Here is a 14,519-nt window from a genome sequence, read left to right on the forward strand (position 1 = left end):
TAGCACGGCAAATATGACCGAAGTAGCACCGAACGCGCCGTATAACATGGCAATTCGGCACATGCCTTAATCACGCGGTTCGCGAAAATCATCCTGGCTGAGCAGATCCAAGCCGCATTCGAGGTTTTCAACCCACAGCAAAAATGTATTGATCATCTCTTTACCCACAAAGGGGCGCCCGTGCTGGGGCACGATCATGTCGATATCCATTTGCCGAACCATTGCCACCCACAACCGACAGACTTTGTTGCTTGCCATGTAGCGCCGGTGGAAGCCGAGCATGTTTGGCACATGGTTCATAAAGTCACTGACCGGGTTGGCATCATCAACCAGCGAGGCGCCCATATCGCCGCTAAACAGGATCTTGCTCAATGGGTCATAGAGCTGGAAGTTGCCCACCGAATGCAGGAAATGCGCAGGAATGGCCTTCAGTTTGCTGCGACCCAGGGCAAATGTCTCACCGCGATCAGGCAAGGCAATAATCCGATCATAGGTCGATATGCCGTGGTTTATGGCCAGGTAATTGGCCGTCAGGTGCGGCAGGAAACGCGCCCACAACTTTGAGCAGATCACTTTAGCGCGGGTGTGCAGCAACCACTTGTCCAGCGAGGCGATAATGTCCGGGTCTTGATGGGAGGCGAAAATATAGGTGAGGTCTTGTACCGGTATATACTTGGACAAACCGAGCGAAAGCGGTGTGTAGGTCAGGTCACCGCCCGGGTCGAGAAGCAGGTACTGATCATCATTGATAATCAGGAACTGGTTGGACTGCACGCCTTCGCCGCTGACTAGGTCATCAAACATCAGGCATTGATGACCCTCTTTCTCAAACAACACAATTGGCTCGCGGCGCATGGATTTGTTCTCTCCCCAAACCACGCGACATTAGCCAGCTTGCGCCGGCTTGTTACTGACTTGGGTCAACTCAACTCGCGAAAACCTGGGCCGTCAGCACCTCATGCACAAACAGCTAGGGCTGGCTGGCCAATTGCGTCAGGGCTTTTTGCAAACGCGCCTGGCGAGCACTCCTGGCGATGGACATCAAGGCCTTATCACGCCGCCAAAGTGTCGCCCAGCGCGCATCACCGGCTGCCAGAGCATGGTCCAGCTCAGGACTCAAAGCCGCGAACTGGGCAAACAAGGCGCCAAGCAACACGTGCGTGGAGGACGCCTTGGCGCTTGCCCTGCTGACCTCGGCACAACCACTGAGCAACCCCAGCAAGCGTAACTGCAGATCCTCAGGCCAGGCAGACTCTTGGCCGATGCCGTACAACCAGGCACTTACCGCAGCCAGCACATGCAGGTCTTCGATACTGCGAAAGGGTTTTACATAATCATCCCAGCCATCACCCGGCAGGCGCTCACAAGCGGCCTGGTCGAGTCGCAGCCGGGCATGGCTGACATCCGGCATAAAGCCCAGCGCAGGCAATTGCTCAACTCGCACGCCTGCCGCGCCGTTAGCCACCACAGTGACCGCGACCTGTGGCGCGAGCCCATCGCCTTCCTCGCGCGCAGCCACCAGCAGCCACTGCGCGGCATCACCGGCAGTGACAAAATCCTTGTTGCCGCTTAGCTGCAACTGGCTTAACCGAGTCTGCATATCCGCAGGCCGAACGCTTTTGTTCTCGGTAACGCAGAGTGCTCCCAGCGTCCAAGGCGCCGACGGCCAGAGCGCGCGCAAGGCACCTTGGTATCCAGCCAGGAAAGCCAGCCCTGGAGTTGGCGCCAAACGCCCACCCAAAACGGCCAACTCGAAAGCTGACGGATCAGCCAGGCGCTCAAGCAGCGCGGTGTACCAGTCGTCAAGCGCCTGTCCTTCCGCCATCCGCTGACGGGGTTGCAACAATTTATCCCAGAGCATGGGTCAATCCTCTGCAGTCGTGCGTTGAGCGGGCGCTGTCACACAAGCATCACCAAAGCTTCACAGTGATGACACCCGCCCTACTTAGCCTGAGCTTGCCTAACAAGACTGATCGACTGCAAGGCATTGCGCCGGTTTTCGAACAACAAGGTTCGACAACAGCACAGGACAGTCGGCTAACGGAGAGAACGTTATGACTCAGGTAGCGCACGACAAAAGCACTGCAACTCGCCGCTTGCAAGCTGAACGACTGATTGGCAGTTCCGCGCTTAAAGAAGCTCAGGCACTGCGCTTTCGCGTATTCAGCAGTGAGTTTGATGCAAAGCTCAAGGGTGCCGAATTCGGCCTGGACATGGATGACTACGACGTTCACTGCAGCCACATTGGTGTGCGCGACCTCAGCACGGGCGAGCTTGTGGCAACCACGCGCTTGCTCGATCATCAAGCGGCTGCCAGCCTGGGCCGTTTTTACAGCGAAGAAGAGTTCAGCCTGCACGGCCTGGCGCACCTGCAAGGGCCGGTGCTTGAAATCGGTCGCACCTGCGTCGCCCCGGCCTACCGTAACGGCGGCACTATCGCCGTGCTCTGGAGCGAATTGGCGGAAGTGCTCAACCAGGGCAGCTACAGCTACCTCATGGGCTGCGCGAGTATTCCCATGCACGATGGCGGCATTCAGGCGCAGGCCATCATGCAACGTCTGCGCGAGCGCTACCTGTGCACCGAACACCTTCGCGCCGAACCCAAGACGCCGCTGCCGAGCCTGGATATACCCAGCAATATCATTGCCGAGATGCCGCCGCTGCTCAAAGCCTACATGCGCCTGGGAGCGAAGATCTGCGGTGAGCCATGCTGGGACCCGGACTTCCATGTAGCCGACGTGTTCATTCTGTTAAAACGCGATGAACTGTGCCCGCGTTATGCCCGTCACTTCAAAGCGGTGGGTTGATGCGCACAGGCGCTTGCAGCCTGTACACTTGGTCGTTTCGCCAGCCATGGGGCCCCAATGATTAAACTGCGCCTGTATTTTCGCCTGCTACGCTTACTTGCGGTCATTAGCCTTGGAGCCTTGCTGGCTGGCGTTATCAGCGTTGCCGAGCGCATCGTCAAGCATGACCTGATGAGCACTCGCCAACGCCTGACCCGCTGGTTTATGGCCCGTCTTAGTGCGGCCTTGCCGTTTCGCGTCAGGGTCAGCGGAAAGCTACCGGAAACGCCAATGATGTGGGTCAGCAACCACATTTCCTGGACCGATATTCCACTGCTCGGCATGCTTGCGCCGCTTTCGTTCCTGTCCAAAGCCGAGGTGCGCAGCTGGCCAGTGGCTGGCTGGCTGGCGCAAAAAGCCGGCACCTTGTTCATTCGCCGGGGCGCCGGTGATAGCACGGTGCTGAACCAGCAACTCAGTCGTCACTTGCAGCAATCGCGGAACCTGTTGATGTTCCCGGAAGGCACGACCACCGACGGCCAAGCCGTACGTACCTTTCACGGCCGCTTATTGAGCAGCGCGATTGAGACATCAGTGGCCCTGCAACCGGTGGCGATTCGTTATCTGCGCAACGGCAAGCGCGATGAAATCGCCCCCTTTATTGGCGATGACGACATGCTCTCCCATCTGTTGCGGCTGTTTCGCAGTGACACTGCCGACGTCGAGATCCAGTTGCTAACGCCTATTGCAAGCCGCGACCTCAACCGCAACGCCTTGGCCCGCCAAGCCCAGACGGCAATCACAGCGGCATTGTTTGGCAGCAGCACCGCGCCGGTCACCAGCGACAGCGAGCTCGAAGCGGCTTAGCCCGGGCTTGCCAACTGCTCGGCGACGTAGGCTTGCAGTTGCGGATAGAACAGTTGGAAATCATCCATCAGCGGCTCATACAGCTGTTCCAACTCACGCATTGAACCGGCCAGCCCCTCGGGGCGTGACAAGCGCCGCTGCATGCCGTAAATCACCTGTTCGAGCACAGCAAAATCGGTGTAGCTACCGAGCCAATCTTGCGCAGCCATGCGCGGCGCAATGTAGGCCAGGCGCTCGGGCAATTCAGGCTCGTCAGTCAATATTCGGTAGACCCGGGCCGTGAAGTGCGCCAGGGGCTCATCGCTAAACTGCTGCCAGTTCAAAGCCAGGCAATGGTCAAAAAACACATCCAGCAGGATTCCGGAATAACGCCTGCGCGCCTCGGGAAATCGTGCACGGGCTTGCAGTTGCAGCGGGTGGTTGTCCGTGAATACATCAATGCGCCGATGCAGGCGGATTGCTGCCTCGATATCAGCTGGCCACTGACCGGCAAGCGGCCCCTTGACGAAGTCACCATAAAGACTGCCAAGCAACTGGGCTGGCGCATTGCCGCCTAGATGAAGATGAGCAAGATAGTTCATGGCAGCAGCTTACCTGTTATTGCATCTGCGCAATATTGGCGACTCACAAAACAGGCGCTACGACATGCTCGCTGGCTGTTTATCAATGCGATCGATAAAGGCTATCGGCACAAACGATCTGTATATCGTGCAAACCCGATATAAAGTTCGCCCCAAGCCGATATAAACCTGTCAGCCGCAGACTGATCACGGAGTTAATCACATGAGCCAGCACCTACAACTCGACCTGGATGAAATAGTCAAAGCCCTGGCCCATCCGGTTCGCCGTGACATTCTGGCCTGGCTGAAAACCCCTGAGGCGTATTTTGCTGATCAGGATCATCCCCTGGAAATTGGCGTTTGTGCCGGCAAGATTGATCAACGCACCGGGCTTTCCCAATCGAGTGTATCCGCCCACCTGCGCACACTGCAGCAAGCGGGCCTGATCACCAGCAAGAAAGTTGGCCAGTGGCACTTCTTCAAACGCAACGAAGAAACCATTCAAGCCTTTCTGAGCCAACTCAGCCAACAGCTTTGATCCTCTGGTTATTCAACCCACATTATTCATAGCGGAGTCGCGGGCATGCCCATTGCGCTAATCGTTCTTGCTTTATCTGCGTTTGCCATCGGCACCACAGAGTTTGTGATCATGGGCCTGTTGCCTGAAGTTGCAACGGACCTGTCCGTTTCAATTCCTGGCGCCGGTTGGCTGGTGACAGGTTATGCGCTCGGCGTGGCGATTGGCGCCCCGATCATGGCGCTGGCGACCTCAAGTTGGCCACGCAAAGCCGCGCTGATGACCCTGATGAGTATTTTTATCGCCGGCAACCTGTTCTGCGCGCTGGCGCCGGATTATCAAATGCTGATGGCCGCACGCATCGTCACCGCACTGTGTCACGGCGCCTTCTTTGGCATTGGCTCGGTTGTCGCAGCCAGCCTGGTGCCAGCCAACCGCCGCGCCTCGGCAGTCGCCCTGATGTTTACCGGTTTGACCTTGGCCAACGTACTTGGCGTACCGCTGGGCACGGCTCTTGGCCAGACAGCGGGCTGGCGCTCGACATTCTGGGCCGTCACCCTGATTGGTGTAATCGCCCTGATTGGTTTGTGGCGCTACCTGCCAAACCAGCATGACGCTGAAAAAGCGGATCTGCGCGGTGAGATTCGAGCCCTCAACAACAGTGGTTTGTGGTTGGCGCTGAGCACCACCGTATTGTTCTCAGCTTCCATGTTCGCACTCTTCACTTATATCGCCCCGCTGCTAGGTGAAGTCACTGGTGTGTCCCCCAAAGGCATCACCTTGACGCTACTGCTGATTGGTTTGGGCCTGACCCTGGGCAATGTGCTCGGTGGCCGTTTTGCCGATCGCCAGTTGAAGCTCACCCTGATTACGGTATTCGCCGCCATGGCGACTATCTCAACCCTGTTTAGCTGGACCAGCCAGGCACTGATTCCTGCTGAGATCACTTTGTTCCTGTGGGCTGTGGCTGCCTTTGCCGCCGTGCCTGCATTGCAAGTCAACGTAGTGACCTTTGGCAGCGGTGCGCCAAACCTGGTCTCCACCCTGAATATCGGCGCATTCAACGTCGGCAACGCCCTTGGCGCCTGGCTCGGCGGCGTGGTTATAGCCCAGGGTTTCGGTCTTTCAAGTGTGCCCTTTGCCGCTGCAGGCCTGGCTGTTCTTGCCCTGTTTGCCCTGTTACTGACTTACAACACGCGTCGTCCTGACGCCGTACCTGCCACTGAACCGACTGCATCTTTTGCACTCAACGAATAAACCTGATGGAGAACCAAGCAATGACAACTCTGTTTGATCCAATCAAAATCGGCGATCTTGAACTCAGCAACCGCATCATCATGGCGCCACTCACCCGTGCCCGTGCAGATGAACGCCGTGTGCCGAATGCCCTGATGGCCGAATACTACGTGCAGCGCGCCAGCGCGGGCTTGATCATCTCGGAAGCCACCGCCGTCACGCCAATGGGCGTCGGTTATGCCAACACTCCGGGCATCTGGTCTGACGAGCAGATCCGCGGTTGGAGCAACATCACCCAGGCGGTACACGCCAATGGCGGCAAGATTGTGCTGCAACTGTGGCATGTAGGCCGCATCTCTGACCCAAGCTTCCTCAATGGCGAAGCGCCGGTTGCGCCCAGCTCAATCGCAGCTAAAGGCCATGTAAGCCTGCTCCGCCCACTGCGCGATTATCCCGTGCCACGCGCGCTGGAAACCGAAGAGCTTGATGACATTGTCGAAGCCTATCGCCAGGGTGCGGAAAACGCCAAAGCCGCAGGTTTTGATGGCGTGGAAATTCACGGCGCCAACGGCTATCTGCTCGACCAGTTCCTGCAAGACAGCACCAACAAGCGCACCGACCGTTACGGTGGCTCGATTGAAAACCGTGCGCGCTTGCTGCTCGAAGTGACTGATGCAGTCATCTCGGTCTGGGGCGCTGGCCGTGTCGGGGTCCACCTGGCCCCTCGTGCCGACTCCCACGACATGGGCGATTCACAACGCAGTGAAACCTTTACCTACGTTGCCAGTGAGCTGGGCAAGCGTGGCATCGCCTTTATCTGCGCCCGTGAAAAAGCCGCAGACGACAGCCTGGCGCCAAGTCTCAAGCAAGCCTTCGGCGGCGTATTCATCGCCAACGAACGCTTCACCAAAGAACAGTCCAACGAGTGGCTGGCAACTGGGAAAGCCGATGCTATTGCCTTCGGTGTGCCTTTTATTGCCAACCCTGACTTGCCTGCGCGCCTGCAAGCCGATGCGCCGCTCAATGAGCCGCAACCAGAGACGTTCTACGGTTCGGGCCCGGTTGGCTACATCGACTATCCACGCCTGTAATTCCCACAGGCAAACACTAAAAAACCCGCATTAGCGGGTTTTTTAGTGTTACAGCCGGCGCTTATTTGGCGTCGATCTGATCCTGAAGGTTACGGATCTGCGCCTGCAAGGTGCTGGTGGTGCGGGTTACCTGGGCACGGAAGGCATCAAACTCGGCGGTGTTGTTCTTTGGCGCCGGGCGATTATCCAAAGTGCTCTTGAGCACCAGCAACTCATCTTGCAAATCATTAATGGCCTGGGTTGGATTGCCCACCTTCTTCAGCGCCTGCACATCCGTATTGAGATCCTTGAGCTGGCCCGACAATTTGGCTTGCTCGGCCACTGCGCCTTTCAGTTCAGCCTGGGCCCCTGCCAATGTCGCTTGCTCCGCAGCTAGCGCCTTCAAGGTCTTGCTCAGCTCAGCGTTAGCCTCTTGCTGCGCCTTCAGGTCACTGCCGATTTGTTCAAGACGCTTGCTCAAATCACCTTGCTGCCCGCTGCTGCCTTGCTGCTGCTTGCTCAGCTCGGCCAACTTGCCTTCCAGCTGCTTGACTTGCAGCTTGAGCGCTTCGCTGCCGGAGGTAACGGATGACTCGGTGGCTACCACTTTGCCGGAAATATCCTTGATCCGCCCAGCTGCTTCCTCGCTGATGCGCGCAAAACTTTCCTGAGTGGCAACGAGTTGCTGCTCCATCAGGTTGATCTGCTGAAAACTCCACCAGCCCAAACCGGCGAAAGCAATCATCAATGCGCCCACCAGTGCCCACAACGGGCCGGTGCTCGCAGACTTTACCGGCGCAGCGGGAACATGCTGTGTCGAGCGGATCACCTCTGGCGCGGGTTCGCGCCGCGGCGCCACATACTCATCTTCCTCACGCGTACCGGCAGACAAGCTCGGCACATCATCAAGTTCATCATTAGCATCGTTACGCATGGTTAAACCTTCAAACAAAAAACACTGAAAGGACTGCAAAGCCTTTGAATCAAAGCGCCAGCCCAATACTTTGCTAGATGGGCTGAGCAATCAACTGCCGGGCCCTGATATGAGTGCCGCAAGCAAACGACGGTTAGTATAACGACTCGCAGAGTTGTAAGCAGTTTTGCGCCAAGCCAGTGCAAGGCGCACCGAAGCCGTTCAAATCTCCAGCAGATCGACCCGCCAGAAGCCGCACAGTTCCTCATTATGTGATCTGGTATGCACCTTGCAGAGACTCAAGCACAGCCAAACCGCCATGAACGCGGTGTCTGCCCGTACCAAGTTTCTAATCTAAAAGAATCTGACAGTTACGAGGGTGACCCTATGGAGTTGAATAAAGCTGTGCTTGATTGCATGCAAAGTTTGCGGCGGCGCCTGCGTGATGAGATGTCGATTGATATTCGGCTCAGCCAACCGGATGCCATCACCGCGATGCTCAGTGCTTGTCTCAGCTCCAGCAACGAAGACACCCGCCAACTGGGTCAGAAGCTTGCGCAGTTCAGTGATAACCCCAACATCATTATCGCTTCAAGCACTACAGTGCAAAGCGATATCGCACCGATCCAACCTAAAGCAGCAACAGGTTCATTACGGGTGTACCGCGGCCAACGTGTTTACGCCTGAGCGCTTAAATTGCCCTGTTGATGGGCTTTCCACCACTGGCAAAACTCATCGAGCGCAGTCCACAGGCTAACCTGCGGATCGTAATCCAATAGTTCTCGGGCCCGACTGATATCCAGGGAGAAGTCCTTGGCCATCACCGCAACGCCTAAGCGGAACAAACCTGGCTCTGGTTGACCTGGAATCAGCTTGCAGAGACCTTCATTCAAGGTCGCTACGCTGTAGGCAAGGCCATAGGGTATGTGCCGTGTCACTTGCTCCAAATCCATCTGGCGCAGCACATAGTTGACCGCATCCCACAGCGGCACTGGCGCGCCATTACTGATGTTGTAGACCTTCCCTAGCGCAGGCCCAGCGGCCAGCAGGCAACTGAACAAGGCATCATTGAGATTGTGCACGCTGGTGAAATCGACCTTGTTCAGGCCGTTGCCAATAATCGACAGGCGACCTTTGCTGTGCATCTTGATCAACCGCGGAAAAATACTGGTATCGCCAGCACCCGTGACGAAGCGTGGCCGCACGGCCAGCACTTCAAGACCAAACTCCTGCGCACCAAATACCTGCTGTTCTGCAAGGTATTTGGTCTTGCCGTAATGATCAGAAAAACGCTTGGGCACTTGATCTTCGTTGATATTGATGTGTGACTGGCCGTCGAAGTAAATCGACGGTGAAGATAGATGCACCAAGCGGCGCACATGCTTTTTCAAGCAGGCTTCGATGATGTTTTCAGTGACGACCACATTGGCCTGATGGAAGTGCTCATACTTGCCCCAGACGCCCACCGCGCCCGCACAATGCACAACAGCCTCGACATCATCACAGAGCGCCAAGGCTAATTGCGGGTCATTCAAGTCACCCTGAATAAATTCAGCGCCGCGCTTTATCAGATGCTCAACCCCCTCGGGCCTGCGCCCGTTAACTCTCACCTGCAAACCCTGCTCGAGGGCGAAGCGAGCAAAGCGTCCGCCAATAAAACCGCTTGCGCCAGTCACGAGAATTTTCATTGAGCACCCCGGATTATTATTATCGACAGATGCTGCACTTTAGCAGCATGGCGGGCTTGATGGCCTGTCGCAGCATGCCAGAATCACGTCTTTATAAGCCGTTTGGGTCAATGGCGATTGCCAACCCGCGGCACAGCCGTTTCGCCGTCCCACATAAAATCCAACGTATTAGCGATCACATGGCTTGTCTCTTCGTAGTACCCTCGGGATGAAAGTGCACCTGCGGCACACCAGCCGACGCGCGACCATTCAATAATCGACAGAAAGGATGCTCGAATGTCAGAGAAATTTGACGCCATTATTATTGGTGGAGGGAACGCCGGGTTTGGCGTTTCGTCGATCTTGGCCAAGGCCAACAAAACCATTGCCTTCATTGAGCAGGCTGAGTTTGGTGGCACTTGCCCGAATCGTGGCTGCACGCCAAAAAAAGTGCTGGTCGCAGCGGCCAAGTCGCTTGATGAAATTGGCAAAGCGGCGGGGCACGGCATCAGCGTTGGTAAGCCGAGCATTGACTGGAGCGCTTTGATCACGCGCAAAGACCAGATGATCGACTTTATTCCGGGCGCCATGAAAGGCGTGGCCGAGAAGCGAGGAACGGTATTCACTGGCCAAGGCAAATTTGTCGGCAAAAATCAGGTTGAAGTGAACGGCCAAGTCCTTGAAGCCGAGCACATCATCATTGCCACGGGCTCAAAAACCCGTCCGCTGCCCATTCCTGGCGCCGAACTGATGATTACCTCTGACGAAGTGCTTTCCAACAAACAGCCGCCCAAGGACGTGGTCTTTATTGGTGGGGGCGTGATCGCGCTGGAATTCAGCCACGTGTATGCCCGAGCCGGAATCAACGTGACCATTGTTGAAGCAATGCCGCAACTATTGCCGCGTCTTGATGCTGACGCCGTAGCCGCACTGCAAGCTGCCACAGAAGCGCTTGGCATCAAGGTTATAACCAGCGTCACGGTTGAGAAAATCACCCAGGATGCAGCAGGTTTAAGCGTACACATCCAGCATCAGGGCAAAGCCTTGGTACTCAAGGCAGACACCGTGGTCAACGGCGCCGGACGCATCGCCAATATCGATGGTCTCGATCTCGAAGCGGCTGGCATCCGCCATGACGGCGCCCGTATTGAGGTCAATGCAAACTTCCAGTCGAGCTCCAACCCGCATGTCTGGGTGGCCGGCGATGCCCTCGCCACCACACCGCAGTTGTCCCCCGTTGCGACCTATGAGGGGCAAATTGTCGGCAACAACATCCTCAACAATAATGGTTCAACCAGCGATTACCGGGTGCTTCCGACAGCGGTATACACCATTCCGGCATTGAGCAGCGTTGGTCTGACCGAAAAAGAAGCACGCGACTCAAAGGCCTCGATCGAGGTGGTCAGCAATGACATGGCGAACTGGTTTTCCAGCCAGAATGTGCTGGCCAAACATGCCTGGGCAAAAATCATCATCGATAAGGATAGCGACCTGATTCTTGGCGCGCACATGCTTGGCCATCAAGGTGAGGAGCTGATCAACCTGATTGCGCTGGCGATGCGTTTCAACATCACCCGCACCCAGCTAAAAGACCAAATCTACGCCTATCCGACCTTTAGCTCAGATATAAAGAACTTGCTGTAGCAGGCGCTGATCACAGGCGAAGGCCCGCAAAAGCCAGGTTGCGACCTGGCTTTTGCGCAATCTGCTAACCTGCAACTAGGTAAAACCGGCTGTAAGGAGACTGCTGCGTGATCAAGAACAAATGGATGATTTATGGCGCCAACGGCTACACCGGCCACCTGATTGCGGCGCAAGCCGTGGCCCAGGGAATGACGCCGATACTGGCTGGGCGTGACCCGGCGGCCATTCACGCACTGGGCACCCTGCACGGCCTCGAATGCAGGGTTTTCGATCCGCAACAGCATGCTCAAGCGGCCCATGCCTTGCTTGATGTGGCGGTGGTCGCTAATTGTGCCGGGCCCTTCTCCGCAACCAGCGCAGCCATGATCTCGGCGTGCCTGAGCAGCAAAAGCCATTATGTAGACATCACCGGCGAAATCAGCGTGTTCGAGGCGGCATTTGCCCGCGACCAGCAAGCACGGGAGGCTGGCGTGGTGCTTTGTCCCGGCGTTGGTTTTGATGTGATACCGACTGACTGCATCGCCGCTTGCCTGCATCAAGCCATGCCCGACGCAACGCAACTGGCGTTGGGTTTTGAAACCTCCAGCGGGCTGTCGCCCGGCACCGCCAAAACCACAATTGAAGGCTTGAGTCTGGGCGGGAAAATCCGCCGAGCCGGGATTATTACCGATGTGCCCCTGGGCTATAAACGCCGCCAAATTGACTTTGGCCGCGGCACTAAAGCGGCTGTGACCATCCCATGGGGCGATGTAGCAACCGCCTATTACTCGACGGCAATCAACAACATCGAAGTCTATCTACCGGCTCCCTCGGCCGTGGCGATTGCCATGGCATTGCTCAACCCCGTGCGCAAGCTCTTTGGCCTGAGTGCGGTTCAAAATGGCTTGAAGGGGCTGGTCGAAAAGTTCATCAAAGGCCCCAGCGAAGATCAGCGCAAACGCCAGCAAACCTGGCTTTGGGGCGAAGTGCGCAATGGCGCTGGCGAGATCAAGACCGCCTACCTGCAAACCGCCAATGGCTACGATGTGACAGTGCATGGCGTGCTCCATGCGGTGCAACACCTGCTCGACTACCAAGGCGATGGCGGCTATTTCACACCGACAAAATTGCTTGGCGATCGCGTGATCGAGCAACTGCCGGGCTCAGGCAAGATCACCATCAGCTAGGTCAATCAGTGGTTTAAGACGTAATCAGGCAAGCAGGTGCCGTGCCGAGCAAATGATCGGTGAGCTGGGTCAGCAACTCCCCCCCATTGCGCCAATGATGCCAATACAGCGGTACATCAATTGGCTGCTGCGGCTGTAGCTCCATCAACTCACCGCTGGCCAATTCATTGATCACTTGCTGCTCGGGCACCAAACCCCAACCCAAGCCCGCCTGGGCCATGCGCAGAAAACCTTCGGATGATGGGCACAGGTGATGCAAGAAGCCGCCCTCAACGCCTTGCGCAGCTAAATACCGATGCTGCAAAAAGTCATCGGGGCCAAACACAATCGCCGGCGCTTTCGCCAATCCCTGGGCGCTCACACCACCGCTGAAATGCCGACGAATAAACGCTGGGCTGGCCAAGGCCCGATAACGCATTGACCCCAACGCGACACTGCGAGCGCCAGCAACAGGTCGATCCGTGGCGCAAACGCAGGCGGCCACATCACCCGCACGCATGCGCTTGAGACCAACATCCTGATCCTCCACCACCAACTCCAGCAGCAAATGCTTTGCTGCACAGAACTGTCCAACCGCCCCCGCCCACCAAGTCGCAAGACTGTCGGCGTTCAAGGCAACCCGCAAACGCTCTGGCGCACTGTTATCACTCAAGCCAGGCACCTGCCCCTGCAAATCGCGCTCAAGTAGACGCACTTGCTGAACATGATTGAGCAAGCGCCGACCAACCTCCGTGGGTGTTGGCGGCGCTGCACGCACCAATACCGGCTGGCCGACACGAGCCTCCAGCAACTTGACCCGCTGTGACACCGCCGACTGCGACAAGCCCAGCACTTGGGCGGCGCGTTCAAAGCCTGCCTGCTCAACCACCGCGGCCAGTGCGGCAAGCAATTTGTAATCGAACAAATCAGTTTTCCTAATGACGCATGAGCAAGATTGCTTTTCCTTATACAGCCAAAGCACTCAAACTGGCTATCCCAATCAAGAGGTAGCCGCCCATGTCCGGCGAAACATCCTTGCCAACCTTGCTGCGCAGCATGACACCCCGGTTAAACCCAGGCGCCTATGTATTTTGCAGTATCGAGTCGCTGAAGCAGTTGGGTGATATCGAACCGCTAGGCAGCTTTCGTGAACACGAAGGCCACACGGTGATTATTTCCCAGGCGCAGGCGCAACAGCTCTCGCTCAAGACCGACTACATAGCAGCTTGGCTCACCCTTGAGGTTCATTCGGCATTAAGCGCCGTCGGCCTCACTGCTGCATTCGCCAGCGCGCTGGCAAAGCACGGCATCAGTTGCAATGTGATTGCCGGCTATTACCACGACCATATTTTTGTCGACAGCAGCCAAGGCCAACAGGCGTTGGAGGTTTTACAACAACTGAGTCGACGCGCTGCTACGCAGGAGTAATCGCATGTGGCAAAGCTATTCCAACGGGCTGCTGGTGGCGATCGGACTGATCATGGCCATTGGTGCACAGAACGCCTTTATCCTCGCCCAAAGCCTGCGCCGTGAGCATCACCTGCCCGCTGCCCTGTTATGCATCGCCTGCGACGCTGTTCTGGTTGCAGCCGGGGTCTTTGGCTTGGCTGCGGTTCTCAGCCAGAGCCCAACACTGATGGGGATTGCTCGCTGGGGTGGTGCAGCCTTTCTACTTTGGTATGGCAGCCAGGCCTTGCGTCGTGCCTGGCGCCCACAAGCATTGGACCAGCAAGGATCGCCCTTGCCGCGCTCGCTCAAAGCGGTGATTCTGGCAACGCTCGCAGTCACCCTCCTCAACCCCCATGTGTACCTCGATACAGTGCTGCTGATTGGCTCACTCGGCGCGCAACAAAGCATGCCCGGTGCCTATGTCATGGGTGCGGCAAGCGCTTCGCTGCTGTGGTTCCTGAGCCTTGCCCTTGGTGCCGCCTGGTTGGCGCCCTGGCTGGCCCGCCCCATTACCTGGCGCCTGATTGACCTGGGCGTGGCCCTGATGATGTTCAGTATTGCCTGGCAACTGTTAAGCGAAGTGTTCTAAGCCATCGCAACAGGCTCAAAGCGGCGTTGCAGATGCTTTCCCACACAGTTGTTGCGTGGTTATGGCGCAACGCCGG

General features: G+C 57.0%; 16 protein-coding genes. 10 read left to right on the forward strand and 6 right to left on the reverse strand.

Annotation, left to right across the window (positions count from 1 at the left end; translation table 11 throughout):
• Positions 1-66 precede the first annotated feature (66 nt).
• Together AACY26_RS04080 and AACY26_RS04085 are read right to left on the reverse strand one after the other, a co-directional pair.
• A complete protein-coding gene (locus AACY26_RS04080) occupies positions 67-855 on the reverse strand; it encodes an MBL fold metallo-hydrolase (protein ID WP_339511223.1) in 789 nt (262 codons plus the stop codon).
• Between the two features lie 115 nt (positions 856-970).
• Complete coding sequence (locus AACY26_RS04085; protein ID WP_339511224.1) at positions 971-1,861, reverse strand: acyl-CoA dehydrogenase; 891 nt, start codon at positions 1,859-1,861, stop codon at positions 971-973.
• Positions 1,862-2,054: 193 nt separating this feature from the next.
• Here AACY26_RS04085 and olsB point away from each other — a divergent pair, with 193 nt between their 5' ends.
• Both olsB and AACY26_RS04095 read left to right on the forward strand, forming a co-directional pair.
• Entirely contained in the window at positions 2,055-2,807 is a 753-nt protein-coding gene (gene olsB / locus AACY26_RS04090) for an L-ornithine N(alpha)-acyltransferase (RefSeq protein WP_339511225.1), read from the forward strand.
• Positions 2,808-2,864: 57 nt separating this feature from the next.
• Positions 2,865-3,653 carry a lysophospholipid acyltransferase family protein gene (locus tag AACY26_RS04095; protein WP_339511227.1) on the forward strand — a complete coding sequence of 263 codons (789 nt, stop codon included), beginning with the start codon at positions 2,865-2,867 and terminating at the stop codon, positions 3,651-3,653.
• Here AACY26_RS04095 and AACY26_RS04100 read toward each other — a convergent pair.
• On the reverse strand, positions 3,650-4,234 hold the full coding sequence (locus AACY26_RS04100; RefSeq protein ID WP_339511229.1) for an acyl carrier protein phosphodiesterase: 585 nt from the start codon (positions 4,232-4,234) through the stop codon (positions 3,650-3,652). The genes AACY26_RS04095 and AACY26_RS04100 overlap by 4 nt on opposite strands.
• A gap of 202 nt (positions 4,235-4,436) precedes the next feature.
• On the opposite strand from AACY26_RS04100, the gene AACY26_RS04105 reads away from it, so the two are divergent.
• The 3 genes from AACY26_RS04105 to AACY26_RS04115 are packed head-to-tail and all read left to right on the forward strand — an operon-like array spanning position 4,437 to position 7,057.
• Positions 4,437-4,751 carry an ArsR/SmtB family transcription factor gene (locus tag AACY26_RS04105; protein ID WP_339511231.1) on the forward strand — a complete coding sequence of 105 codons (315 nt, stop codon included), beginning with the start codon at positions 4,437-4,439 and terminating at the stop codon, positions 4,749-4,751.
• A 45-nt stretch (positions 4,752-4,796) separates the two neighbouring features.
• The gene (locus AACY26_RS04110) at positions 4,797-5,987 is read left to right on the forward strand and encodes an MFS transporter (protein WP_339511233.1); all 1,191 of its coding nucleotides are present in this window, start codon (positions 4,797-4,799) and stop codon (positions 5,985-5,987) included.
• A 20-nt stretch (positions 5,988-6,007) separates the two neighbouring features.
• A complete protein-coding gene (locus tag AACY26_RS04115) occupies positions 6,008-7,057 on the forward strand; it encodes an alkene reductase (protein ID WP_339511235.1) in 1,050 nt (349 codons plus the stop codon).
• A gap of 61 nt (positions 7,058-7,118) precedes the next feature.
• Here AACY26_RS04115 and AACY26_RS04120 read toward each other — a convergent pair whose 3' ends face one another.
• On the reverse strand, positions 7,119-7,970 hold the full coding sequence (locus AACY26_RS04120; protein WP_339511237.1) for an ATPase: 852 nt from the start codon (positions 7,968-7,970) through the stop codon (positions 7,119-7,121).
• A 366-nt stretch (positions 7,971-8,336) separates the two neighbouring features.
• Here AACY26_RS04120 and AACY26_RS04125 point away from each other — a divergent pair, with 366 nt between their 5' ends.
• The gene (locus tag AACY26_RS04125) at positions 8,337-8,636 is read left to right on the forward strand and encodes a hypothetical protein (RefSeq protein WP_339511239.1); all 300 of its coding nucleotides are present in this window, start codon (positions 8,337-8,339) and stop codon (positions 8,634-8,636) included.
• On the opposite strand, the gene AACY26_RS04130 is transcribed toward AACY26_RS04125, so the two are convergent.
• Positions 8,627-9,637 carry an NAD-dependent epimerase/dehydratase family protein gene (locus AACY26_RS04130; RefSeq protein ID WP_339511241.1) on the reverse strand — a complete coding sequence of 337 codons (1,011 nt, stop codon included), beginning with the start codon at positions 9,635-9,637 and terminating at the stop codon, positions 8,627-8,629. The two genes, AACY26_RS04125 and AACY26_RS04130, sit on opposite strands and share 10 nt — an antisense overlap.
• A gap of 276 nt (positions 9,638-9,913) precedes the next feature.
• Here AACY26_RS04130 and AACY26_RS04135 point away from each other — a divergent pair, with 276 nt between their 5' ends.
• Both AACY26_RS04135 and AACY26_RS04140 read left to right on the forward strand, forming a co-directional pair.
• Entirely contained in the window at positions 9,914-11,260 is a 1,347-nt protein-coding gene (locus AACY26_RS04135; protein ID WP_339511242.1) for a dihydrolipoyl dehydrogenase family protein, read from the forward strand.
• 110 nt (positions 11,261-11,370) lie between these two features.
• A complete protein-coding gene (locus AACY26_RS04140) occupies positions 11,371-12,426 on the forward strand; it encodes a saccharopine dehydrogenase family protein (protein ID WP_339511720.1) in 1,056 nt (351 codons plus the stop codon).
• A 13-nt stretch (positions 12,427-12,439) separates the two neighbouring features.
• Here AACY26_RS04140 and AACY26_RS04145 read toward each other — a convergent pair whose 3' ends face one another.
• The gene (locus AACY26_RS04145) at positions 12,440-13,330 is read right to left on the reverse strand and encodes a LysR family transcriptional regulator ArgP (protein ID WP_339511243.1); all 891 of its coding nucleotides are present in this window, start codon (positions 13,328-13,330) and stop codon (positions 12,440-12,442) included.
• Positions 13,331-13,422: 92 nt separating this feature from the next.
• Here AACY26_RS04145 and AACY26_RS04150 point away from each other — a divergent pair, with 92 nt between their 5' ends.
• Together AACY26_RS04150 and AACY26_RS04155 are read left to right on the forward strand one after the other, a co-directional pair.
• Positions 13,423-13,833: an ACT domain-containing protein gene (locus AACY26_RS04150; RefSeq protein ID WP_339511244.1), complete on the forward strand. Its 411-nt coding sequence runs from the start codon at positions 13,423-13,425 to the stop codon at positions 13,831-13,833.
• A 4-nt stretch (positions 13,834-13,837) separates the two neighbouring features.
• Complete coding sequence (locus tag AACY26_RS04155; RefSeq protein ID WP_339511245.1) at positions 13,838-14,443, forward strand: LysE/ArgO family amino acid transporter; 606 nt, start codon at positions 13,838-13,840, stop codon at positions 14,441-14,443.
• Positions 14,444-14,519: the final 76 nt, after the last annotated feature.

This window comes from Pseudomonas sp. RL_15y_Pfl2_60, assembly GCF_963970595.1.
GTDB lineage: Bacteria > Pseudomonadota > Gammaproteobacteria > Pseudomonadales > Pseudomonadaceae > Aquipseudomonas.

Excerpts from the sequence above, each read along its gene's own strand:
- AACY26_RS04080 (WP_339511223.1), bottom strand. The coding sequence starts at position 855 with ATGCGCCGCGAGCCAATTGTGTTGTTTGAGAAAGAGGGTCATCAATGC.
- AACY26_RS04085 (WP_339511224.1), bottom strand. The coding sequence starts at position 1,861 with ATGCTCTGGGATAAATTGTTGCAACCCCGTCAGCGGATGGCGGAAGGA.
- olsB (WP_339511225.1), top strand. The coding sequence starts at position 2,055 with ATGACTCAGGTAGCGCACGACAAAAGCACTGCAACTCGCCGCTTGCAA.
- AACY26_RS04095 (WP_339511227.1), top strand. The coding sequence starts at position 2,865 with ATGATTAAACTGCGCCTGTATTTTCGCCTGCTACGCTTACTTGCGGTC.
- AACY26_RS04100 (WP_339511229.1), bottom strand. The coding sequence starts at position 4,234 with ATGAACTATCTTGCTCATCTTCATCTAGGCGGCAATGCGCCAGCCCAG.
- AACY26_RS04105 (WP_339511231.1), top strand. The coding sequence starts at position 4,437 with ATGAGCCAGCACCTACAACTCGACCTGGATGAAATAGTCAAAGCCCTG.
- AACY26_RS04110 (WP_339511233.1), top strand. The coding sequence starts at position 4,797 with ATGCCCATTGCGCTAATCGTTCTTGCTTTATCTGCGTTTGCCATCGGC.
- AACY26_RS04115 (WP_339511235.1), top strand. The coding sequence starts at position 6,008 with ATGACAACTCTGTTTGATCCAATCAAAATCGGCGATCTTGAACTCAGC.
- AACY26_RS04120 (WP_339511237.1), bottom strand. The coding sequence starts at position 7,970 with ATGCGTAACGATGCTAATGATGAACTTGATGATGTGCCGAGCTTGTCT.
- AACY26_RS04125 (WP_339511239.1), top strand. The coding sequence starts at position 8,337 with ATGGAGTTGAATAAAGCTGTGCTTGATTGCATGCAAAGTTTGCGGCGG.
- AACY26_RS04130 (WP_339511241.1), bottom strand. The coding sequence starts at position 9,637 with ATGAAAATTCTCGTGACTGGCGCAAGCGGTTTTATTGGCGGACGCTTT.
- AACY26_RS04135 (WP_339511242.1), top strand. The coding sequence starts at position 9,914 with ATGTCAGAGAAATTTGACGCCATTATTATTGGTGGAGGGAACGCCGGG.
- AACY26_RS04150 (WP_339511244.1), top strand. The coding sequence starts at position 13,423 with ATGTCCGGCGAAACATCCTTGCCAACCTTGCTGCGCAGCATGACACCC.
- AACY26_RS04155 (WP_339511245.1), top strand. The coding sequence starts at position 13,838 with ATGTGGCAAAGCTATTCCAACGGGCTGCTGGTGGCGATCGGACTGATC.